The organism is Arthrobacter sp. ERGS1:01, assembly GCF_001281315.1.
Lineage (GTDB): Bacteria > Actinomycetota > Actinomycetes > Actinomycetales > Micrococcaceae > Specibacter.
Genome location: NZ_CP012479.1, coordinates 141,423 through 162,488 on the forward strand (window position 1 = coordinate 141,423; position 21,066 = coordinate 162,488).

Genomic DNA, 21,066 nt, shown 5'->3' on the forward strand with positions numbered 1-21,066 from the left:
TGAGCCCATTCTGCACTAGTTCGCCAAATGGAAGGCCGGCACCCGGTTGCGGCACGCTGGTTGGAGCGCGCTTTGGGCAATTGATCCCGAACCCGGCATTATGAACGGACGTTAGCGCCAACCGAGAATAGGCCCTGGTCATGTTTTTCTATTGTGCGGTTGTGCCGGCGGCTTGCTTTGGCCGGAGTCTATTCAGGCTCGGGCGCCGAGGGCGATTCCCGTGACGTTACTGAAATCCTCGACGTTCTCAATGGAGATGTGCGCCTCGATGCCACCGGAGCATGGCAGGGTCAACATGCCTTTGCGTCCAATGCTGCGGAATCTGTGCAACTCCACAGGATCGCCCAGGTTCCACTCGATCGGCCGTGACAGGGGCGAGGATTCGCGGGTCTTTCGAAACTGCCAGACCAGCGTATCGCCCTGAAGCGTGATGGTTCCGGGCATCATCACATTTCCGCCCCGGATCGTCACCCCGTAGAGTACCGAGGCCGATGACGGCTCAACGTATGCGGTCCAGGCCGGCAAGCCTCCGTTTGAACGGCTAGCTTGTTCTCGCACCCGTCGTCTGGCTGCACGATGAGCCACGGTAAGAAAGATGATCGTCAATAGCGCCGGAACAAGGAGCCACACCCACGGAAGAAATGGCCGGATTGTCGACGAAGAGGCCCATGCCACGCATCCAATGAGCACATAGAGGACCCCGAAAACTATCATTCCGACAAGGGAAAATGACTGGCGGCCCTCCGTATCAATCCCTGTACGTGACATGCCGTCAGGTTACAGGACTGTCGTCCGACTCCGCCCCGCCGCACTCCTACAGGGAAAGCCGACGCAATAGGCGACTTCAGCACAAAAAGGGACCGCTAAGACGAATATCCAAAGTCACTTCACGCGCACTACGTGGTCGTTTGGGCACGAGCTACTACGGGTTTCATCGAATGGCCAACGCATAGTCTCCATCGAGTCTCATCACGAACAAGAATGGGACCGCCAACTCAGCCCGGCAGGTGCGCGTAGATCTCCACGGGTGCAAGTATGCCCGCGCGGAATGCCGCCAGCAGATTGGCGAGGGCCGGTACGGCTACGCCTGCGGGCCCGCCCGAGGCGATCGCCCGTTCCAGGAATTCAATCCCCTCATTGAGCGTTTTGGCCTCGACGTCCACCTCAAAACCGGCCTGGGACAAGGCATCACTGTAGGCCAGCGGCGGCTGCACAAAGGAGGTGTCCGCGGTATCCGCCCAGGGCAACGGGTAGTCCTCGGCGTCGCCGCCCACCAGCATCACGTCGTAGACGGCCATGATTCCGCCGGGGCGCAGCACCCGGGCTGCCTCGGTCAGCACCTTGTCCTTGTCGCGGATGTTCATGCCCACATGGATCATGACGGCCGCGTCAAAGGTGGAATCGGCCAGCGGAAGCGCCAGCGCACTGCCCTGGCTGAAAGTGACCGCCTCCGAAAGCCCCGTCCGCTCCGTCAGCGATCTCGCGGCCGTCACGAACTCCGGGGTGAGGTCGACGCCGTGCACGATTGCGCCAAAGTCGGCCGCCAGGTGCCGGGCCACCCCGCCCATGCCGGAACCGATGTCCAGCACGCGGTGTCCCTGGGCAATGCCGGCGCGCCCGGCCACCCGGGTGGTTGCGATGGGTCCGCCAATGTGGAGCTGGTCGGCGCCGTGGAGGTCGGCGGGCTCAAAATGCTCGGGATCCTTGCCGTCACGGGCCAGCGCGGCTAGGAGTAGTTCCTCCACATTGGTGCTGCCGTAGTGTGCGGCCACCGACTCTTCGTACCCCATGACGCCTCCACTCATTGAGCGCAATCCTGTGGTTGTTGATCCTACTCCGCCGTGCCGTCCGTGGCTTTGCCAATTCCAGGGCCCGGGACGTCGGCGGCGTCGAGGATCCGGTAGGCGTAGCCCTGCTCGGCCAGGAACCGTTGGCGCTTGGCGGCAAAATCGGCGTCCACCGTATCCCGTGCCACCAGGGTGTAGAACCGTGCCGTCCGGCAGTCGGCTTTGGGGCGCATGAGCCTGCCCAAACGCTGTGCCTCCTCCTGCCGCGAACCAAAGGAGCCGGAGACCTGGATGGCCACGGAGGCCTCGGGCAGGTCGATGGAGAAGTTCGCCACCTTCGAGACGACCAGCGTCTTCACGATGCCCTGCCGGAACTCCTCAAATAGCTGCTGCCGCTTCCTGACCGATGTTTCACCCTTGATCAGCGGCGCGTCCAGCCGTTCGGCGAGCTCGTCAAGCTGGTCGATGTACTGGCCGATAACAAGGATTTGTTCGCCGGAGTGGGCCTCCACCAACCGTTCCACTACGGCCGACTTGCTCTCGGAGGTTGCGCACAGGCGGTACTTGTCGGCGTCGTCGGCCATGGCGTAGGCCATGCGCTCGTCCTGCGGCAGGTCGATCCGCACCTCCACGCAGTCGGCCGGGGCGATGTAGCCCTGCGCCTCGATGTCCTTCCACGGAGCGTCATAGCGTTTCGGGCCGATCAGGCTGAACACCTCGCCCTCGCGGCCGTCCTCGCGCACCAGGGTTGCGGTCAGTCCCAGCCGGCGCCGGGCCTGCAAATCCGCGGTCATGCGGAAGATGGGTGCCGGCAGCAGGTGCACCTCGTCGTAGATGATCAGGCCCCAGTCGTTGTCATTGAGCAGTTCCAGATGCGGGAACAGGCCGCCGCGGCGCGTGGTCAGGACCTGGTACGTGGCGATCGTGACGGGCCGGACCTCCTTCGCGGCACCGGAATATTCGCCGATCTCCGCCTCCGTCAACGAGGTCCGCTTGAGCAGCTCGGCCTTCCACTGCCGCGCCGACACCGTGTTCGTGACCAGGATCAGCGTGGTGGTGCCAGAGACGGCCATGGCTGCGGCCCCCACGATTGTCTTCCCCGCCCCGCAGGGCAGCACGACGACGCCGGATCCGCCGGCCCAGAAGTTGTCCACCGCCATCGCCTGGTACGGCCGCAGCGACCAGGCGCCGAGCGTCGCCCCGCTTCCGTCCACGGCGTCGGCGTCCCCGGACGTCAGGGCGATGGGGTGCGGCGTGCCGTCGACGTATCCGGCCAGATCCTCCGCCGGCCAGCCCGCCTTGAGCAGCAACTGCTTGAGCTCGCCGCGCTGGGAGGAATGCACCACCACGGTTTCGGCATCGATGCGCGGGCCCAGCAACGGCGCGATCTTCTTGGCGTGCATGACCTCCTCCAGGACGGGGAAGTCGGTGGTGCGCATGACCAGCCCGTGAATGGGGTCCTTCTCCAGCCGCAGCCGCCCGTAGCGGGACATGGTCTCGGCAATGTCAATCAGCAGCGGGTGCGGGACGGGGAAGCGCGAGTACCGCAACAGCGTGTCCAGGACCTGTTCGGCGTCGAGCCCGGCGGCGCGCGCATTCCACAGGCCCAGCGGGGTGATCCGGTAGCTGTGCATGTGCTCCGGCGCCCGCTCCAGCTCCGCAAACGCGGCAATCGCGTGGCGCGCCTCGGTGGCCTGCGGGTGCCCGGTCTCCAGCAGGATGGTCTTGTCGCTCTGGACGATCAGCGGTCCGTCGTTCATGGTGTCCCTTCCGTGGCGTCGGCCACCAACTCCGCATCGATGATCCGGCTGGCCGGAATCCAGCGCTCCCACCCGCCGTCGGGCCCCGCCACGCGCAGGCGCCCCTCCGCTAGCGAGAGCGCCCGCACCAGCAGCCGTTCCGCCTGGCCATCGGCGGCCGCCGTCATCAGGAGCACCAGCGAATCAGTGTCCACGGCCCTCCGCAGCCGTTCCAGCACCAGCGCCGTGGCCGATTCGCCCAGTCCGGGGCTCCATGCGGGGCGGCTGCGCAGCAGCGCCAACTGTTCCCGTGCCGGGTCCAGGGGCACGACGACGGCGTCCCCATCGTCATCCGTGAGGCCCGCCAGGATCCGGGCTGCTTCATACGGCGCCATCGCGGCGTGCGCCCCGGTCTCCGGGGCCGCGCTGCCACGCCCGGTGGTCTCTTGCACGGCTTGGGTCCCTCCGAGCACAGCCGGGGACACGCCGGCGGCGCGAAGTGCTCTGGCCACCTCGGCCGGGGGCCGTGCGGAGACGGCGACCGTGGGGGCAATCGCCGTGAGGCCCAGCCGCACGGCAACGTCCCCGGCCAGCAGTTCGGCGAGGCGGCCGGCGTCGTCCGCGGTGATGAACGTGGCGGCGGCCCCGAGGGTAATCCGGCCGTGGCGGGCCGCGGTGTCGTTGACCAGGTACTCCAGCGGCTGCGGGATGGGCGTGGCGGAGTGCTCGGTGAGGAAGTCAAGGATGTCCGCGGCGGAACGGCCGGAGGACAGCCCGCGCTGGATGGACGCGGCGCTAAAGCGGTGAACGCCGGCCGCGCCCGCGCCCTCCTGGTCCGCGAGCAGCGTCAGTTCGGCGGACAGTGCGGGGGACAGGTATCCGGGGGCGATGGCCGTGAGGTCGCCCTGCAGCAGGACATGGTCCACGGGCTTCGGCAGGGCCGGGGCCACGAGCGCGATGGCGGCGTCCCAGTCGCGGGCGATCACGGATGCGCCCGTCTCGGTGAGGGCGCCCGCCCCGGTGAGGCCCAGGATCTCGGCCTCGGCCAGGAAACCGGGCAGGGCCCGGGAGATGCGGCGGGCCGGGCGGGGGTGGTGCCAGGCATAGTGCGCGGCCAGCTGTTCGGCGGTCGGCGCCGGCACCTTCGGATGCTTCGCCTCCTCGACGCGTTCCGGCCGCAGGGTGGCGAGCACCCCAAGGACCGTGGCGCGCAGATAGGCGGCGTCGGGGCGGTGGACTCCGCCGCCGAGGACCGTGACCACGGGCTGTCCGGTGCCGATGAGGGAGGGCATCCGGTCGGCGTCGAGCCAGGCCGAAACGAGCCACAGCCACTGTTCGGCACGCTCGCGCTCCAGCCAGCCCTGTGCATCGGCCCGCCACTGGGAGGAGTCCGGGTCCAGGACGATGAGCCCGGCCATGGCGGCCAGCTCCAGATAAAAGTACGACTGTGCTACATCGACGTCCATGTCCTTGGCCGCACCGCGGACCGGGCGCACGCCCACGCCGCCGGTGCGCAAGGTGGGCAACGGCGTGCGGGCCACGGAATCCAGCAACCTGGACATGGTGCGCAACAGCGCCGCGACGGCGCTCAGGGCGGCGTTGTCACGCAGGGAGATCCGCACGGTTGCGAGCTTGACGGCCGGGGGAGCGTCCTCAAAGTGCGTGATGACGTGGCCGCCGCGCAGCAGCAGGCCCACCTCGCGGGGAAGCTCCACGTGCTGCTTGTCAACGGCGGCCAGCAGGCCGCGGCCCAGCAGCCAGTCCACGGGGCCGCGCGAGGCCGTGCCCACAACGCCCAGCGGAGGCCCGGGGACAAGTTTGGCCAGCAGCTCCGCCGTTCCGTCCGGCGCCCCGGCGAACACGGCATCCTGCGCGGACTGCGCGGACTGGGCGCCCGGTCCGGCCGGGCCTGCCGTTGCGACGGCACGGTCAAGGGCGTCCCGGCCGCCGGGCAGCGCGGCGGCCAGCTCGCGGTAGCTGCGGCCGAGTCCGGCGGGATGCGCGCCCAACATCTCGCGCACATTGGTGACGGGCAGGAACCGGGGGCCGCCGGCGTCGTCCGGTCCTGCATGCTCGGGGGCCGGGGCGGGCACGACGAGGGCGAGCCGGCACAGTTGAGCCGCAAGGGAGGCCGCCTGAGCGGCCGTGGCGCCGTCGGCCGCAGCGGCGAGCATTTCCGCCGTGGCACCGGGGAAGGCGGCGTCGGGTTCGGCAATGACGGTCAGCGCCGTGAGTAGCTGCAGCTGGGGCTGGTTGAGGCGGTCCAGGGCCCGGGCCAATCCGGCACGGCTCGTGGCCCGGGCGGCCAGGGCCGCGAAATCGGCGGCCGGGGGCTCCATCAGCTCGGGGCGGAGTCGCAGCAGCGCCAGCAGGGCGGCGTCGTCCCGGGAGGCAAGGTCGGCGGTCAGCTGCTCAAGGGTGGACATCAGGATTGGGCCGTGACGGGCATGCTTAGAGCCGGCGCCGGCGGGCAACCATGTGCACGATGCTGATGCCCATCATGACAAAGGCCACGGGCAGGCCGATCTCGGCAATGAAGTTGTACCCGGCCCAGGCTTCGCGCCCGCCCCACGCGACCAACAGGACGGCCAGCAGCGACGCCAGCGATCCAAGGGCGATGATCAGGGCGGCCACGTTGAAGACCTGCCAGCCGCGGCTGTCGGAGCGCGGCGTTGTGTTCAGGGGGCTCATGAACATAACGCTAACAGCGGACGGTAGAGTGACAAAGCCGCAGACGCAACGCCCAAGGCGGTAATCTAGAAGCTAGTAGACCAGCACGCCTTGACCCCTGTTACGTACCAGCTGCACATTTCACAGCCCTGGAGGTACCGCGAAAACTCCGCGCAGGTGTCAGTCGTGATTCCCCACAGATGAAATATAAGAGGTAAAGCAAGTGCCGATCGGCAAAGTGAAGTGGTACGACAACGAAAAAGGCTTCGGCATCCTGACGGCCGACGACGGCCGGGAAGTCTTCCTGCGCGCCAACGCCCTGGCCCCCGATGCCGGTGAGATCAAGCCCGGGATGCGCATGGAGTTTGGTGTGGCTGACGGCCGCAAGGGCGCCCAGGCCATGGCCGCAAAGGTCCTTGACCGCAGCCCGTCCGTGGCCAAGGCCAAGCGGATGCCCGCCCGTGACCTTGCCCCGATCGTCCAGGACCTCGTGTCCCTGCTTGAGCGTTCCGTAGGATCCCTGACCAACGGCAAATACCCTGAAGGTGACGCGAGCAAGATTGCCGCCGCGTTGCGCAAGGTTGCCGACAACTTCGACGCGTAACGGTGCCCACCATGACCGAACTTCCCACTGAATCCGCCACCACCACGGTAGAGGCCGCCGCTTCGGCGCCCGAGCCGCGCCCGGGCGTGCCCGTGTGGCGGGTGGGCAAGCCCGACGCCTTCCTGGCCGACGCCGTCTCCACCGCACGCGCCGCCGTCCGGGAGATTGCCGCCAATGACAACATTGGCAAGCACGTCGCGGCCCGCAGCGAAGGCGTCAGGGTGGTCACGCATCTCTTTGAATGCCTGCTGCCCGGCTACGTCGGCTGGCAGTGGTTCGCCACGGTGACCCGGGTGTCCCGGTCCAAGGACGTCACGGTCAACGAGGTCGGCATGCTGCCCACCAACGACTCCGTGCTGGCCCCGCCGTGGGTGCCGTGGGCCGAGCGCGTCCGCCCCGAAGACGCCACGCCCGATGAACCCGTCGAGCCCGAGCATCACGACGAGCCGGAACACGACGACGAGGATCACGAGGAGCCCGGTCACGACGACGACGACGACGCCTCGGAGACTGACTCCGAGCCCGCCGAGGACTGACCTCGCTCCCCGGTGTTTCGCGGGGACACATCCCCAAACGTTGAGAGCCCAGATAATCATGGTGATTATCTGGGCTCTCAACGTTGTGGGTGGGATCGGCTAGAGGTTTTCCACCACGTAGTCGATGCACTTGGTCAGCGCGGTGACGTCGTCAGGCTCGATCGCGACGAACGTGGCCACGCGCAGCTGGTTGCGGCCCAGCTTGCGGTAGGGCTCGGTGTCGACGATGCCGTTGGCGCGCAGCACCTTGGCCACCGCGGCGGCGTCCACCGACTCGTCAAAGTCGATCGTGACGATCACGTTGGAGCGGTCCTCGGGGTTCACCACGAACGGGGTGGCGACGGAGGAGGCCTCGGCCCAGGAGTACAGGCGGCCGGCGGAATCGGCGGTGCGCTTGGAGGCAAAGTCGAGGCCGCCGTTGGAGTTGAGCCAGCTGAGCTGTTCGTTCAGCGTCACCAGGGTGGAGAGCGCGGGCGTGTTGTACGTCTGGTTGACCAGAGAGTTGTCGATCGCCGTCTTCAGGTTCAGGAAGTCGGGCACCCAGCGGTCCGTCGCGGCAATGCGGGCTGCCCGCTCCAGGGCTGCGGGGGAGAACAGGCCAAGCCACAGGCCGCCGTCGGAGGCGAAGTTCTTTTGAGGAGCGAAGTAGTAGACGTCCGATTCACTGACGTCCACGTGCAGGCCACCGGCGGCGGAGGTGGCGTCAATGACCACCAGGGCGCCGTCGTCGGCCCCGGCAACACGCTTGACCGGTGCAGCCACACCGGTGGACGTCTCATTCTGCGGCCACGCGTACACGTCGACGCCGGCCTCGGCGACAGCCACCGGGCGCGTGCCAGGCTCGGCCTTGATGATCGAGGAGGCATCCAGGAACGGGGCGTTGTTGGTGGCCGAGGCAAACTTTGAGCCAAACTCGCCAAACGACAGGTGCTGGGCCTTCTTCTCGACCAGCCCGAACGAGGCAACATCCCAGAACGCAGTGGAGCCGCCAACGCCCATGATGACCTCATAGCCGTCCGGGGCGTTGAAGAAGTCCATCAGGCCGCTGCGGACCTCACCGACAAGGTTCTTCACGGGAGCCTGGCGGTGGGATGTTCCCAGCAAGGATGCACCGGCGGCAGACAACGCCGCAATCTGCTCCGGGCGGACCTTGGACGGGCCTGCGCCAAAACGGCCGTCGGCCGGGCGCAGGTTGGCGGGGATGGTGAGAGGCAGTGATTCGCTCACGAGGTGCTCCAAAAGTTAGTACGATGGAAGTTTTACGGCGTCATTGGATGTTGCCAATTCTGCCGTAGGACCGCATGCATCCCGAAATGTGGGCCGCATGCTGAAACAATCGCCGCCGGGCCGCGGCCGCCCGGAAACGCGCGCGGGAACAAAGGGCCGTTTTCTTCCCTTGTATTAAGCGCGATAACGTAGAGACAACAAGCCCCTGCCCGGAATCTCGCTCTATATAAGGAGGAATCTGACGTGACAGATTTGATCGACACGACGGAAATGTATTTGCGAACCATTCTGGAGTTGGAGGAAGAGAACATCACCGCCCTGCGGGCGCGCATCGCCGAACGCCTCCACCACTCCGGCCCCACCGTCTCACAGACCATCGGGCGCATGGAACGCGACGGCCTGGTGATCGTTTCCGGCGACCGCCACCTGGAACTGACTCCCGCCGGCCGCGACAAAGCCACCCGCGTCATGCGCAAGCACCGCCTGGCCGAAAGGCTCCTCTCCGACGTGATCGGCCTGGACTGGGCCTACGTCCATGAGGAGGCGTGCCGCTGGGAGCATGTGATGAGCGAGCGCGTTGAACAACGCCTCTATGAACTGCTGGGCCGTCCCGACGAATCCCCCTACGGCAACCCGATTCCGGGGCTGGAGGAGCTGGGCGGGGACGTTGCGCCGCTCTTCGCCGCGGGCCTGGTGACCCTCGTCGATGCCATGGCCACGTATTCACCCGAGCAGTCGGTCACCATCCACCGGCTTTCCGAGCGCATCCAGGTGGAACCGGAGCTGTTGACCCAGCTGGACGAGGGCGGTTTGCGCCCCGGGGCAAGGATTTCCCTGGCCCAGGTGGGCGAGTACATTTCCGTCCGGGTGCCCGGGATCGACGGGGCGCTGGAATTGCCGCCCGAGGTTGCATCCCACGTGTTTGTCTCCATGAACTAAAAAGCAAAAACCATGGGCTCCACCGTGCCTTTGGCGTGCGCCGGAGACATGTGTGAAATGTAACGGAATTATCACGGGCACGAAATTTACCGTATAGTAACAAGCTGACGCTGTAACCAAAGCGTTACCAACCTCCGGCACTGAGCCTTGCCTCCGGACGTTGGGCTGAAATACATCAGGCAAGGACGGGGGAACCACAACCGGCGAATTTCCTATTCGTCTTGGGGTGAAGCCTGGTTGGCCGGCACTCGAAATCCTTTGCGACGCAGTCCCTGCGACTGTGCCTTGGACAGACGTGTGCCGCGGACCGGGCCGGATCAAATGAAACACTCTCTGATCCGAATCCGACAGCTAACTCCGCAGGTGTCCAACAGAGAGGTAATTAGTGTCCGAGGTTAAGCAGCACGGCCGCCGTCGAGCGACCGCGCCCCTTTCTTCCCCCGAACTTTCCACCGCATCAGGAAGCCGCCGTGAGGCCCTGGCTGCCGAGCGTGCAGGCACCGAATCCCAGGGCGCCATCGCCGGGCTGGTGCGGGCCGGTCTGGCCAACGGTGCCGGGCAAAAAGTAGGCATCGCCCTGGCCGCCACGGGTCTTGCACTGGCCGTGACCGTACCCTCAGCAGTGAGCGTCCCGGTAGCCAATGTTGAGATGAAGACCGTGTCCGCGACGGAATCCGTTGTCACCGCGGCCGCCGATGTGCCGATTTCCTTTGTGACGCCAAATGTCGCCAGCGTCTTGAATCCCGACGGCCAGCTGAAGGAAACCCTGAAGGTCACCGCCGCCAAGGTCACGCCACAGGCAGCCAAGGGCACGCTGTCGGCCCCCCTGAAGACCCTCGTCAAGTCCTCCCCGTTCGGCCAGCGGATCAACCCGCTCACCGGCTCAGCGGGCGAGATGCACACCGGCCAGGACTATGCCATTGCGTGCTCAACGGCCGTCTTTGCGGCCGCCGGTGGCACCGTGACGTTCGCCGGCTGGCATGAATATGGCGGCGGAAACCGGGTTGTCATTTCCCATGGCAACGGCCTCTCCACCTCCTACAACCACCTCAGCTCCATTGGCGTGAAGGTTGGTCAGAAGATCGAGCGCGGCCAGCAAGTGGCCCTCAGTGGCACCACGGGAGCCTCCACCGGCTGCCACCTGCACTTCGAGGTAATTGTCGACGACGAGACCGTCGATCCGATGGGTTGGCTTTAATTCCTCCACAGGGTCGTTTAGGTCACGGAGTGACCACCTGACCGTGACCTGAACGTGACATTGGGGAAAATCTGTTGTACCGTCGTAATCGCGCCAACTTCGAATCAAGAGGGCGCCCATGAGTGGATTGCCTAGCTCTGCCACCGCCCATGGTCCGTTCGTATCAATCGTCTGGCAGGGGCGGGGGAACCAATATTCGGGCTTCGTTTTCAGAAGTCCTAGGGGTGAAGTCGCAGAAGCGCCTTCGTGGGAAGAGAACATTCTTTCCACTTGAGGATGCGCCAAGCGGCCGGGTGACTCCCATCCGAATCCGACAGCTTACCTCGCAGGCTTTGGGAGAGGATCCTTCTTGTCTTCAAATACCGCTCTTGGGCGCCACCGCGCCGAAGTCGCTAAGACCAGCCCGATCTCCGTCATCACGAAAGCCGTCAGCTCCAACGTCGGTGGTGTCGGTCGTCAAGCCGCTGTTATTGCAGCAGCCTCAGGGCTCGTACTTACCTCAGGAATTGCAGCAAATGCAGCTACCCCCACCGTGGAGCGCGCCTCCGACGGTGGCACCACGCTGAGCCTGAATTCGGAGCTCGCCTCCGCAGTGACGGCAGCATCAACGGTGAAGATCTCCTTCGCCAGCCCCGTTGTCTCCTCTACGCCGGCTCCTGTTGTTGAGGCTCCCGTCGTAGCAGCCCAGAGCAACGAGGTTGCACAGGAAGCACCCGCAGCAGAGGCAGTGGCAGCACCCGCCGCCGACGTGGCTCCGGCCGCCGAGGTTGCAGCACCGGCTGCAGCCCCCACCGTGACCACCACCGAAGCTCCGGCAGAGGCTGCAAAGCCTGTTGCCAAGAGCGGCATTGGTGCCACCATCGCAGCTGCCGCCCTGGCCCAGCTCGGTGTCGCACAGGACTGCACCATGCTGGCCACCAACTCCCTGGCTGCGGCCGGCATCAACTTCCACGGCTGGCCGGCAGGCTACCTGGCCCTCGGCCGCACGGTTTCCCAGGCTGAAGCACAGCCCGGCGACCTCATCTACTACGCCGACGGCGGCATGGGCATGGCCCACATCGCTGTTTACATCGGCAACGGCCAGGCTGTCCACGGCGGCTTCCTCGGAAGCACCGTTGTCTACTCGGTCAACGTAGGCTCCGGCCCGGTCTTCATCGCCATGGGCCACTAAGTAACAAGTCTTCACGCAAAGGGACCCCATCCTCGGATGGGGTCCCTTGCTTTTTAAGGAATCCGCACAGCTCCCTGATAGCTGCCCTCGGCACGCAGGCCGGATTGCTGGGGGACTAGCCTCCTTGCGAACCGGTCGCGGACACAGAAAAGCCGCGCCCGCAGCCCGGCCGCGTTGGCGGCCAGGCCGCAAGCGCGGCTGGACTGATGAGGCTACGGCTGGGCCGGGGGAGTTCCGCCGCCTGCCGCGGTCGCCGTGGCAACAACGGTCTCTTCAACGGCCGGTCCGTGCGTCTCGGTGGCGTTGGCGGTCTTTGAGCTGGTCCGGTCAATCGTGGTCGCGAGCGGGATCTCCTTCACGAACAGCAACAGGATCCCGGCCACGATCAGCAGCGGCACCATGTAGATGAAGATCGGGGTCAGCGCGTCGTTATAGGCGCCAATCACCACATTGCGCACTCCCGCGGGCAGGTTCCGCACGATCTCGGGGGTCAGCGAGTTGATTCCGCCGGAGCCGCCGGACCCGGAGCCGTTCATGCGCTCGATGAGCAGGTTCGCCAGCCTCGTGGCAAAGAGGCTTCCGACGACGGCGGAGCCCAGCGAGGCTCCGATCTGGCGAAAGTAGTTGCTGGAGGCCGTGGCCATGCCCACCTGGGAGTTCGGGAACTGGTTTTGGACGATCAGCACCAGGATCTGCATGCTCATGCCAAGCCCGATGCCCATGATGGCCAGGTAGGCGCAGATGACCCACACCGGCATGGCCGGTGTCATGGAGGACAGCAGCACCAGTGCGCCGGCAACAATGAACATGCCCGTGATGGGCAGCCACTTGTAGCGGCCGGTGCGGCTGACCAGTTGCCCGGAGCCGATCGAGGTGATGAGCAGTCCCGCCATCATCGGGATCATGAGCAGCCCTGCCTGGGTGGCGTTGGCGCCCGTGACCATCTGCAGATAGGTGGGCAGGTAGGCGAGTGTGCCGAACATGGCGATACCGGTGATCAGGGCGGCCGCCGTCGTCAGGTTGAAGTTGCGGTCCTTGAACAGGTGCAGCGACATGATGGGGTGCTCGGCCCGGCTCTCCACCCAAACAAACAGAACGGCGGCGGCAATGGTGCCGACGGCCATGCCGATGATGGTGGGGGAATTCCAGTCATACTTGGTGCCGCCCCAGGTGCTCACCAGCACCAACAGGGTGGAGGTGATGCCCAGCAGGGCCATGCCGGCGACGTCAACACGGCCGGGCACGCGGGGGCGCTTGGGCAGTTTGAGGAAGAACACGGCGGAGATGATGGCCAGGATGCCCAGCGGAATGTTCATCCACAGGCCCCAGCGCCAGCCGATCCCGTCGGTGAACCAGCCACCCAGCAGCGGGCCGGCCACGGAGGACAGTGCGAACACGCCGCCCATGACGCCCATGTAGCGGCCGCGCTCCCTGGCCGGGACGACGTCGGCGATGATGGCCTGCGAGAGCAGCATCAGACCGCCGCCACCCAAGCCCTGCACGCCGCGGCCGATGATCAGCCAGGTCATGTCCTGGGCGAAGCCGCCCACGATGGAGCCAAGGATGAAGATGGAGATGGCGCCGATGAACAGGGGCTTGCGGCCCATCAGGTCGCCCATCTTGCCATAGATGGGCAACATGATGGTCGAGGCGAGGATGTAAATGGTGATGACCCACAGCATCTCGTTCACGCCGTGGAGTTCGCCAACAATGGTGGGCAGGGCCGTGCTGAAGATGGTCTGGTCAAGTGAAGCAAGCAGCATGGTCAGCATCAGCCCGGCAAACAACAGCAGGATGCTGCGTTTATCGGTCCGGGCCGGCGCATGCTCGGTTTGGGTGGTTGTTGCCATGGTGAATTCCTATGCGTGTGACGTGTTAAGCATCGAGAGAAAGTGTGAGGGGTGGTGCGTGCGGCGGCCGGGGCCGACGGCGGCCGTTACGGCCAGTGTTCGTTGACGGTGATGCGCTGGATCAGGTCGGAGGCGGAGCGGACCAGGTCCTCCCGGGTGGCGGTGAAGTTGCCGGCGGCCCACTTTTGCATGGCGTAGCGCATGGCCCCCGATACGAGGGCCACCACCATGCGGGCCTCGTCCTCCAGATCCGGGGTGTCAACTTCGTTGCGTCCCCGGTAGTGGTAACGGGCCATGACGTAGCCGACAAACACGTCTTCCGTTTCGCTGATGCGGGCTTTTTCCCGATTCAGCAGCTCGGGGGATTGGTGGATGAGCTGGTGCCGTGCCCGGAACGCCTCAAGGTCGGTGTCGCCGTCCACCACTGTCTCGGCGACCACGCTAAAGAGGTCGGCGAAGACGCTGGGCCCGGACCCCCGCACGAATGCCTCAACCTGTTCGGGGGTGGGCATCGACTTCGCGGTGGTGATGTAGACGCCTTCCTTGGACCCGAAGTAGTTGAAGAAGGTGCGCTGCGAAACCATGCTGGCCTCACAGATCATGTCCACCGTGACATTTTCGTAGCCGTGTTCAAGCCCCAGTTCGATTGCCGCCAGGCGAATGGCCGATTGTGTGGCCTTGCGCTTCCTGGACCGCAGTGACTCGGTCTCCTCCGTGGTGGTCATGCCCCCTTCTTCCCCCGCCCTTGCGTGTAGCTGGTCCCGGCGCATCGCCGCGGAACCTAACCAGTATATTTGCAGTTCCTGAAAATATGCAGTGAATGCATAATTATCTTTTTGCGTGATGCGGGAGCCTGCCAACCGCCCGCTAGCATGGAGCAACAATGCGGCCGGCGAAAGGAATCCCATGCGGGCGGTCATTCTGTGCGGCGGGCGCTCGACGCGCCTGGGCGGGGTCCCCAAGGCGGGCCTGACCGTCGGGGGTGAGACCCTGCTGGCCCGGACCGTGCGGGCGGCCCAGGCGGCGACCTGGCCCGACGAAGAGTGTGGGCAGGAGCGGGACGTGCGCATCGCCGTCGTCGGGCCTACCGAGAGCATCGCGGCGTGGCTGGGGCCTGCTCCGGATGGCGTGCTGGCCGTCCAGGAGGATCCGCCCTTTGCGGGGCCCGCAGCCGGGATTGCCGCCGGGCTTGCGGCGCTCGGCGGAACCGACGGCCACGTGCTGGTCCTGGCGTGCGACATGCCACGGGTCGGCGAGACGGCGCAGGCGCTACTGGCTGCGCTGGACGAGGCCGCGCCGGCTGAAAACGCGCCGGCCGAAGGCGGGACCGGTGAGGGCGTCATGGCGGTCGATCGCGGACGCAGCCAGCCGCTGGCCGCCATCTACCCCTTGGCTCCGCTCCGGGAGGCGGTGGCGGCGGCACGGGCGGCGCACCGGCTTCACAACGCCTCCGTTTTCTCGCTGCTTGCTAGGGTGAACACCAAGGATTGCGCCGTCCCCCAGGGGTCGACGGCGGACATTGACACGTGGGACGACGCCCGGCTGGCGGGAATTGCCATGCCGGGGGAGGGCTGAGGAATGGACAACCAGGACGAAGTACTACAGGCATGGCTGCACAAGCTCATGACGGCCTTTGAAATAGCGGACATTGAGGTGGACGCGCACGCCGTGCTGAACCTGGCCGGCGTGGCGGCCCATTCAATCGTGCGCCCCGCGGCGCCCCTGACCACGTTCGTGGCGGGCCTCGCCGCCGGGCTGGCCGCAGGCTCCGGGCAGGCGAGCGAAAGCGCGGCCATGGCGGCCGCCCTGGGCATGGCCAAGAAGCTGGCCGCGGCCGAAGCCGTTGCGGAGTCCGCCCCGCGCGCCGCCGGCGAACAGGCCGAGTAGGCCCATGGAATCCGCGCCCGAGGCCCCCTCCGAGCAGGCCGAACCCATCAGGGCACTGCCCCACACGTGGGAGGAGGCCCGGGCGCTGGCCTATGGGGTGGCCGAGCCGCTGCCAGCGCACGAAGTACCGCTGGCGCAGGCCGCCGGACGGAAACTGGGCGCCGACGTCCTGGCCCGCCACGACATGCCGCACTATGCGTCCTCCGCCATGGACGGGTGGGCCGTGGCCGGGAGCCCGCCGTGGATCCTGGCCGAGCCCGGGCGCCGACTCACCGCCGGCCAGGCCGTGCCGATCGTAACCGGGGGCACCATTCCCGCCGGAGCCAAGGCTGTGCTGCGCAGCGAGTCGGGCACGCTTTCAACGGACGACGACGGCCTGCCGGTTTTGGTGCGCGGCGGTGCGGCCCGCCCGGGTGAACCGAAGAACGGCCAGCACATCAGGCCCGCGGCCGAGGAGGCCGCCACCGGGGAAGTGCTGGTCAAGGCCGGGACCACGCTGAATCCGGCACATCTGGCCCTGGCCGCCCTGGGTGGACTGGATGAGGTCACGGTGCTGGGCAAACCCGCCGTGAAACTGGTGCTGACGGGGGACGAGGTGGTTTCCGCCGGCATTCCCGCCGCCGGCCTGGTGCGGGACGCGTTCTCCCCACAGCTGGGCGGAGTGGTGGAGCTGTTGGGCGGGTCCGTCACCGGCGTGCAGCGGGCGGCCGACACTTTGGAGGAGTTGCTGGCCGCCCTCGCCGACACCGAACATGACCCGGCCGACGTCGTCATCACCACGGGCGGCACGGGACGCTCCAGCGCCGACCATCTGCGCTCGGCCATCGCCGAGATGGGCGGCACGCTGCACATCGGCAGCATCGCCATGCGCCCCGGCCACCCCACCCTGCTGGCCGAACTGCCCGACGGCCGTTTCCTGGTGGGCCTGCCGGGGAACCCGCTCGCGGCCATGATTGCGCTACTCACCGTGGCGGCGCCGCTGCTGGCCAGGCTGGGGAGCCGGCCCATGCCCGGCACCTTCGAGGTGGCCTGCGGCTCGCCCATCAAGGAATACCCCGGCCCCACACGGCTCATGCCCTACCGCCTTGTCTACGGGCTGGCATCCCCATGCTCCTTCACCGACTCGGCCATGATGCGCGGGCTTGCCGCGGCCGACGGCGTCATGGTGGTCCCGCCGCACGGGGCCAAGATGGGGGAGAGCCTGACGGCGATCGCCCTGCCGTGGACGTGAGCGGGGCCGCCGCACCGGCACCCCTGGCCTTTAAGTGCACCGACGGGAGAGTGCTGCACGGGCAGTTGTTTGCCGTGCCGGACGGGGTGGCGCGGCGTGGCACCGTGGTGATCGCCAGCGCCACCGCCGTCAAGGCCGGCTATTACAGCCGGTATGCGGCGTTCCTGGCGGCCAACGGCTATGCCGCGATCACCTTCGACTACCGGGGCATCGGGGCATCGCGGGGAGGTTCGCTGCGCGGCCAGCAGATGCGCTGGTACGACTGGGGCAGGCTGGACATCGACGCCGTCCTCGCCTGGGCCCTGGAACACGCGGACGGACGCCCGGTGCACTTCGTGGGGCACAGCTATGGCGGTTTCGGCGTCGGACTCGCGGGGAATGCGGCCGGGGTGTCGCGGATCCTGACGGTGGGCGCGCAACACGCCTACTGGCGCGATCTGCGGTTCAGGCACCAGCTGGGCCATTGGGGGCGGTGCCTTGTCTCCGTCCCGCTGGTGGCATTGTTTGGTTATTTCCCGTGCGAGAGGCTCGGCGTCATGGAGGATCTGCCGCGCGGCGTGGCCCTTGACTGGGCCCGGAGCCGGAAGGACTTCACCGCGGCTGCCACGGGCGACGTCCTTGCCGAGCTGCGGGCCCGCCAGCATGCCGTGACGGCGCCGATCCTGGCCGTGGCACCCACCGACGATTCCTACGCCACCCCGGCCGCCATGGAGCGGGCGCTCCGTTACACACCCAACAGCAAGTCCCGCATTCTCCGGCTTCGCCCCGAACAGTACGGCGAAACGTCGCTGGGCCATTTTGCCCTGTTCCACAGCCGCTTCCGCCACACCTTCTGGGAGCAGAGCCTGGCCTGGCTCCGCGACGGCACCTGGCCCGATCGTTGAGGGCCCACATCACCCCGCGGCATCGTTGAGAGCCCAGATAATCCCCGGGATTATCTGGGCTCTCAACGATGCCGAGGGGGATTATCTGGGCTCTCAACGCCTTGACGCTACGCGACGGGCTCCAACCGGATGACGACGGACTTCGAGGTGGGCGTGCCGGAGACATCGGCCTTGGAGTCCAGGGGCACCAAGACGTTGGTTTCGGGGTAGTAGGCGGCGGCGCAGCCCACGGGCGTGGAGTAGGCCACGACGCGGAAGTCGGAGGCGCGGCGGTCCACGCCGTCCTTCCATTCGGAGACGAGGTCCACCATGGCGCCGTCGGCCAGCCCGAACGAATCCAGATCGGCCTGGTTGACGAACACCACGCGGCGCCCGCCCTTGATGCCGCGGTAGCGGTCGTCCTTGCCGTAGATGGTGGTGTTGTACTGGTCGTGGGAGCGCAAGGTCTGCAACAGCAGCCGCCCGGCCGGGACCTTCGGGTACTCCAGGGTGTTGGCCGTGAACTGCGCCTTGCCCGAATCCGTGGCGAAGGAGCGCGAATCGCGGGGCCCGTGCGGCAGGATGAAGCCGCCGGGCCGGTCGATCTTTGCCTCGAAGTCCGCAAAACCGGGCACGACGGCGGCAATGTGGCTGCGGATGCGCGAATAGTCCGCAGCCAGCGCCATCCAGTCCACGGCGGGCGCACCGGCCCGGGTGCCGCCGTCGTCGTTGGTGAACAGCAATGCGGCGAGCCGGCAGATGATGGCGACCTCGGACAACAGGGAGCCCGACGCCGGGGTGAGGCGGCCCCGCGAGGCGTGGACGGCGCTCATGGAGTCCTCCACCGTGACGCGCTGTTCGCCGCCGGACTGGGTGTCGCGTTCGGTGCGGCCCAGGGTGGGCAGGATCAACGCCTGGCGGCCCGTGATGAGGTGCGATTTGTTGAGTTTCGTGGAGATTTGCACGGTCAGCGCCATGCCGCCCAACGCCGCCTCCGTGACGTTCGAATCGGGGGTGGCGCGCACGAAGTTTCCGCCGAGGCCCATGAAGACCCGGGCCTTGCGATCGCGCATGGCCTCGATGGCGGCCACAGTGTCGTAGCCGTGGGCGCGCGGGGAGGCGAAGGCGAACTCGCGGTCCAAGGCGTCGTGGAATGCGGCCGGCATGCGCTCGAAGATGCCCATGGTGCGGTCGCCCTGCACATTGGAGTGGCCGCGGACGGGGCAGACTCCGGCGCCGGGCTTGCCGATGTTTCCCTGCAGGAGCAGCACGTTGACCACGTCCTTCAAGGTGGCCACGGAGTGCTTGTGCTGGGTCAGGCCCATGGCCCAACAGACCACCGTGGCCTTGGACGCGAGCAGCCTCTGCCCGGTGGCCCGGATTTGGGCTTCGGACAGGCCACTGGCCGTGACGATCTCGTCCCAGCTGACCGTCTCCAGCTCCTTCAGGTATTCGCCCAGGCCGGCGGTGTGCGCCTCGATGAACGCCGTGTCGAACACGCGCCCTTCGCGGGAGGAGCCGGGGCGTCGCTGTTCCTCGAGCAGGAACTTGCCGAGTCCCTGGAACAATGCCTGGTCGCCGCCGAGCTTGATCTGCAGGAAGTCGTCGGCCAGGGGGGTGCCGCCACCCACCAGCCCGCGCACGGTCTGCGGGTTTTCAAAGCGCATCAGCCCGGCCTCGGGCAGCGGGTTGACGGCAACGATGACGGCGCCGTTTTTCTTGGCCTTCTCCAGGGCGCTGAGCATGCGCGGATGGTTGGTGCCCGGGTTTTGGCCGGCGATGATGATCAGCTCGGCCTTGTACATGTCCTCCAGCGACACCGAGCCCTTGCCGATGCCGATGGTCTCCGTCAGCGCCGAGCCGGATGATTCGTGGCACATGTTGGAGCAATCCGGCAGGTTGTTGGTGCCCAACCCGCGCACCATGAGCTGGTACAGGAATGCCGCCTCATTGGACGTGCGCCCGGAGGTGTAAAAGATGGCTTCATTGGGGTCGTCGAGGGCCTTGAGTTCGTCGGCGAGCAGCCCCAGCGCCCGCTCCCAGGAGACCGGCACGTAGTGGTCGCTGCCTGCGGCCAGGAACATCGGATCGGTCAGCCGGCCCTGCTGGCCCAGCCGGAAGTCGTCCCAGTCGCGCAGCTCGTGGACCGAGTGTTCGGCGAAGAACGACGGCGGCACGCGCCTTTTGGTGGCTTCCTCGGCCACGGCCTTGGCACCGTTTTCACAAAATTCGGCCGCGTGGCGCTTATCGCCCTCGGGCCAGGCGCAGCCGGGGCAGTCGAAGCCGTCCTTTTGGTTGACCTTGAGCAGGGTTTGGGCCGTGCGCAACGCCCCCATCTGGTTCAGCGAGACCTCCATGGTGTGCATGATGCCGGGAATGCCCACGGCCACCTTTTTCACACGGCCCACCGTGAGGTGGTGCTCGTCAATGTTTTCTTGGGGCGCTTTGCCGGCCATGATGGGTCCCTTCGCCGTTGAGGATCTAGTCTGATCATAGACGGGAACATATTTGGAGGATTGCATGGGACGACTGATTCAGCGGGTCAAGGCCACCAGGATCGACGTGGCCGCGGGCCGCCGCGTGCTGCGCGAGGAGGCCCTTGCCGTGGAGGAGCCCCTGGAGATCCGGCTGGGCCACGAGTCCTTCACCGTCACCATGCGCACCCCGGGGGACGACTTTGACCTGGTGGCGGGGTTCCTGGTGTCCGAGGGGATTGTGTTTGAGGCGGAGCAGCTGATCTCGCTGCGGTTCTGTGCCGGCGAGGATGAAAACGGCCGCCAGACCTTCAACGTGGTGGAGGCGCAGCTGCGCCCCGACGTGGTGATGCCGCCCGAATCGGCCCAACGCCACGTGCTCACCTCGAGCGCCTGCGGCATTTGCGGCACCGCGTCCATTGACGCCGTGCACAAGTCCTCGCACTTTGGCATGGGCTCGCCCGTGGATGGCCCGCTGGTGCCGGCCGCCGTCCTGGCCGGGCTGCCGGATGCCCTCCGGGACCAGCAAAAACTCTTTGAAAAGACCGGTGGCGTGCACGCCGCGGGCCTCTTTGCCGCGGACGGTGAGCTGCTGATCCTGCGCGAGGACGTGGGCCGGCACAATGCCGTGGACAAGGTCATCGGTGCGGCGTTCCGGGACAAGCAGCTGCCGCTGGCCAACACGATCCTGCAGGTGTCCGGGCGGGCCTCGTTCGAGCTCGTGCAAAAGGCCGCGATGGCGGGGGTGCCGATCCTCGCGGCCGTGAGCGCGCCGTCGTCGCTGGCCGTGGAACTGGCCGAGTCGACGGGCGTGACCCTCGTGGGCTTCAGCCGCGGCAACACCATGAACGTCTACACGCACGCGGAGCGCGTGGCCTGAGCACGGCTGC

The 21,066-nt window shown here is 66.8% G+C and carries 19 protein-coding genes and 2 riboswitches; of the genes, 10 read left to right on the forward strand and 9 right to left on the reverse strand.

Annotated features, from left to right (window positions below; genetic code table 11):
* Nucleotides 1-192: 192 nt before the first annotated feature.
* The 5 genes from AL755_RS23430 to AL755_RS04680 form a co-directional block, all read right to left on the reverse strand.
* Nucleotides 193-447 (reverse strand): hypothetical protein, encoded by a 255-nt coding sequence (locus tag AL755_RS23430; protein ID WP_160318854.1) that lies wholly within the window; start codon nt 445-447, stop codon nt 193-195.
* Between the two features lie 548 nt (nt 448-995).
* Complete coding sequence (locus AL755_RS04665) at nt 996-1,790, reverse strand: class I SAM-dependent methyltransferase (RefSeq protein WP_054010004.1); 795 nt, start codon at nt 1,788-1,790, stop codon at nt 996-998.
* A gap of 41 nt (nt 1,791-1,831) precedes the next feature.
* Entirely contained in the window at nt 1,832-3,547 is a 1,716-nt protein-coding gene (locus AL755_RS04670; protein ID WP_054010005.1) for a DNA repair helicase XPB, read from the reverse strand.
* Nucleotides 3,544-5,952 carry a helicase-associated domain-containing protein gene (locus AL755_RS04675; RefSeq protein WP_150117038.1) on the reverse strand — a complete coding sequence of 803 codons (2,409 nt, stop codon included), beginning with the start codon at nt 5,950-5,952 and terminating at the stop codon, nt 3,544-3,546. Before AL755_RS04675 ends, AL755_RS04670 begins: the two co-directional genes overlap by 4 nt.
* 25 nt (nt 5,953-5,977) lie before the next feature.
* Complete coding sequence (locus tag AL755_RS04680) at nt 5,978-6,217, reverse strand: hypothetical protein (protein ID WP_150117039.1); 240 nt, start codon at nt 6,215-6,217, stop codon at nt 5,978-5,980.
* Nucleotides 6,218-6,419: 202 nt separating this feature from the next.
* Between AL755_RS04680 and AL755_RS04685 the strand changes: the two genes are divergently transcribed.
* Together AL755_RS04685 and AL755_RS04690 are read left to right on the forward strand one after the other, a co-directional pair.
* Entirely contained in the window at nt 6,420-6,800 is a 381-nt protein-coding gene (locus AL755_RS04685) for a cold-shock protein (protein ID WP_054010008.1), read from the forward strand.
* An 11-nt stretch (nt 6,801-6,811) separates the two neighbouring features.
* A complete protein-coding gene (locus AL755_RS04690) occupies nt 6,812-7,336 on the forward strand; it encodes a DUF3027 domain-containing protein (protein WP_054012865.1) in 525 nt (174 codons plus the stop codon).
* Between the two features lie 99 nt (nt 7,337-7,435).
* On the opposite strand, the gene serC is transcribed toward AL755_RS04690, so the two are convergent.
* Complete coding sequence (serC, locus tag AL755_RS04695) at nt 7,436-8,563, reverse strand: phosphoserine transaminase (RefSeq protein WP_054010009.1); 1,128 nt, start codon at nt 8,561-8,563, stop codon at nt 7,436-7,438.
* A gap of 243 nt (nt 8,564-8,806) precedes the next feature.
* Between serC and AL755_RS04700 the strand changes: the two genes are divergently transcribed.
* The 3 genes from AL755_RS04700 to AL755_RS04710 all read left to right on the forward strand — a co-directional run bounded on the left by AL755_RS04700 (nt 8,807) and on the right by AL755_RS04710 (nt 11,871).
* Nucleotides 8,807-9,502, forward strand: coding sequence for a metal-dependent transcriptional regulator (locus tag AL755_RS04700; protein ID WP_054010010.1), 696 nt, complete (start codon nt 8,807-8,809; stop codon nt 9,500-9,502).
* Between the two features lie 153 nt (nt 9,503-9,655).
* Nucleotides 9,656-9,883: riboswitch (cyclic di-AMP (ydaO/yuaA leader) on the forward strand.
* A 4-nt stretch (nt 9,884-9,887) separates the two neighbouring features.
* A complete protein-coding gene (locus AL755_RS24275) occupies nt 9,888-10,700 on the forward strand; it encodes a M23 family metallopeptidase (protein WP_054010011.1) in 813 nt (270 codons plus the stop codon).
* Nucleotides 10,701-10,834: 134 nt separating this feature from the next.
* Nucleotides 10,835-11,046: riboswitch (cyclic di-AMP (ydaO/yuaA leader) on the forward strand.
* Nucleotides 11,047-11,049: 3 nt separating this feature from the next.
* Nucleotides 11,050-11,871, forward strand: coding sequence for an NlpC/P60 family protein (locus AL755_RS04710; protein WP_054010012.1), 822 nt, complete (start codon nt 11,050-11,052; stop codon nt 11,869-11,871).
* 212 nt (nt 11,872-12,083) lie between these two features.
* Here AL755_RS04710 and AL755_RS04715 read toward each other — a convergent pair whose 3' ends face one another.
* Both AL755_RS04715 and AL755_RS04720 read right to left on the reverse strand, forming a co-directional pair.
* Nucleotides 12,084-13,721 carry an MDR family MFS transporter gene (locus tag AL755_RS04715; RefSeq protein ID WP_082368917.1) on the reverse strand — a complete coding sequence of 546 codons (1,638 nt, stop codon included), beginning with the start codon at nt 13,719-13,721 and terminating at the stop codon, nt 12,084-12,086.
* 86 nt (nt 13,722-13,807) lie between these two features.
* Nucleotides 13,808-14,446, reverse strand: a complete 639-nt coding sequence (locus AL755_RS04720; RefSeq protein WP_054010013.1) for a TetR/AcrR family transcriptional regulator — start codon at nt 14,444-14,446, stop codon at nt 13,808-13,810.
* A gap of 181 nt (nt 14,447-14,627) precedes the next feature.
* Between AL755_RS04720 and mobA the strand changes: the two genes are divergently transcribed.
* Genes mobA through AL755_RS04740 form a run of 4 tightly spaced genes read left to right on the forward strand, consistent with a single transcriptional unit; the run spans nt 14,628 to nt 17,723 of the window.
* Nucleotides 14,628-15,296, forward strand: a complete 669-nt coding sequence (gene mobA / locus AL755_RS04725; protein ID WP_054010014.1) for a molybdenum cofactor guanylyltransferase — start codon at nt 14,628-14,630, stop codon at nt 15,294-15,296.
* Nucleotides 15,297-15,299: 3 nt separating this feature from the next.
* Nucleotides 15,300-15,608 carry a DUF6457 domain-containing protein gene (locus tag AL755_RS23945; RefSeq protein WP_054010015.1) on the forward strand — a complete coding sequence of 103 codons (309 nt, stop codon included), beginning with the start codon at nt 15,300-15,302 and terminating at the stop codon, nt 15,606-15,608.
* A 4-nt stretch (nt 15,609-15,612) separates the two neighbouring features.
* Nucleotides 15,613-16,839 (forward strand): molybdopterin molybdotransferase MoeA, encoded by a 1,227-nt coding sequence (locus AL755_RS04735; RefSeq protein WP_054010016.1) that lies wholly within the window; start codon nt 15,613-15,615, stop codon nt 16,837-16,839.
* Nucleotides 16,830-17,723 carry an alpha/beta hydrolase family protein gene (locus AL755_RS04740; protein WP_054010017.1) on the forward strand — a complete coding sequence of 298 codons (894 nt, stop codon included), beginning with the start codon at nt 16,830-16,832 and terminating at the stop codon, nt 17,721-17,723. The genes AL755_RS04735 and AL755_RS04740 overlap by 10 nt, the downstream gene beginning before the upstream one ends.
* 107 nt (nt 17,724-17,830) lie before the next feature.
* Here the strand turns inward: AL755_RS04740 and AL755_RS04745 are convergent, their stop codons facing one another.
* Complete coding sequence (locus tag AL755_RS04745; RefSeq protein ID WP_054010018.1) at nt 17,831-20,158, reverse strand: FdhF/YdeP family oxidoreductase; 2,328 nt, start codon at nt 20,156-20,158, stop codon at nt 17,831-17,833.
* A gap of 64 nt (nt 20,159-20,222) precedes the next feature.
* Here AL755_RS04745 and fdhD point away from each other — a divergent pair, with 64 nt between their 5' ends.
* Nucleotides 20,223-21,056 carry a formate dehydrogenase accessory sulfurtransferase FdhD gene (gene fdhD / locus AL755_RS04750; protein ID WP_054010019.1) on the forward strand — a complete coding sequence of 278 codons (834 nt, stop codon included), beginning with the start codon at nt 20,223-20,225 and terminating at the stop codon, nt 21,054-21,056.
* Nucleotides 21,057-21,066 lie beyond the last annotated feature (10 nt).

Excerpts from the sequence above, each read along its gene's own strand:
- AL755_RS23430 (WP_160318854.1), bottom strand. The coding sequence starts at position 447 with ATGATGCCCGGAACCATCACGCTTCAGGGCGATACGCTGGTCTGGCAG.
- AL755_RS04665 (WP_054010004.1), bottom strand. The coding sequence starts at position 1,790 with ATGGGGTACGAAGAGTCGGTGGCCGCACACTACGGCAGCACCAATGTG.
- AL755_RS04670 (WP_054010005.1), bottom strand. The coding sequence starts at position 3,547 with ATGAACGACGGACCGCTGATCGTCCAGAGCGACAAGACCATCCTGCTG.
- AL755_RS04675 (WP_150117038.1), bottom strand. The coding sequence starts at position 5,952 with ATGTCCACCCTTGAGCAGCTGACCGCCGACCTTGCCTCCCGGGACGAC.
- AL755_RS04680 (WP_150117039.1), bottom strand. The coding sequence starts at position 6,217 with ATGAGCCCCCTGAACACAACGCCGCGCTCCGACAGCCGCGGCTGGCAG.
- AL755_RS04690 (WP_054012865.1), top strand. The coding sequence starts at position 6,812 with ATGACCGAACTTCCCACTGAATCCGCCACCACCACGGTAGAGGCCGCC.
- AL755_RS04715 (WP_082368917.1), bottom strand. The coding sequence starts at position 13,721 with ATGGCAACAACCACCCAAACCGAGCATGCGCCGGCCCGGACCGATAAA.
- AL755_RS04720 (WP_054010013.1), bottom strand. The coding sequence starts at position 14,446 with ATGACCACCACGGAGGAGACCGAGTCACTGCGGTCCAGGAAGCGCAAG.
- mobA (WP_054010014.1), top strand. The coding sequence starts at position 14,628 with ATGCGGGCGGTCATTCTGTGCGGCGGGCGCTCGACGCGCCTGGGCGGG.
- AL755_RS23945 (WP_054010015.1), top strand. The coding sequence starts at position 15,300 with ATGGACAACCAGGACGAAGTACTACAGGCATGGCTGCACAAGCTCATG.
- AL755_RS04735 (WP_054010016.1), top strand. The coding sequence starts at position 15,613 with ATGGAATCCGCGCCCGAGGCCCCCTCCGAGCAGGCCGAACCCATCAGG.
- AL755_RS04745 (WP_054010018.1), bottom strand. The coding sequence starts at position 20,158 with ATGGCCGGCAAAGCGCCCCAAGAAAACATTGACGAGCACCACCTCACG.
- fdhD (WP_054010019.1), top strand. The coding sequence starts at position 20,223 with ATGGGACGACTGATTCAGCGGGTCAAGGCCACCAGGATCGACGTGGCC.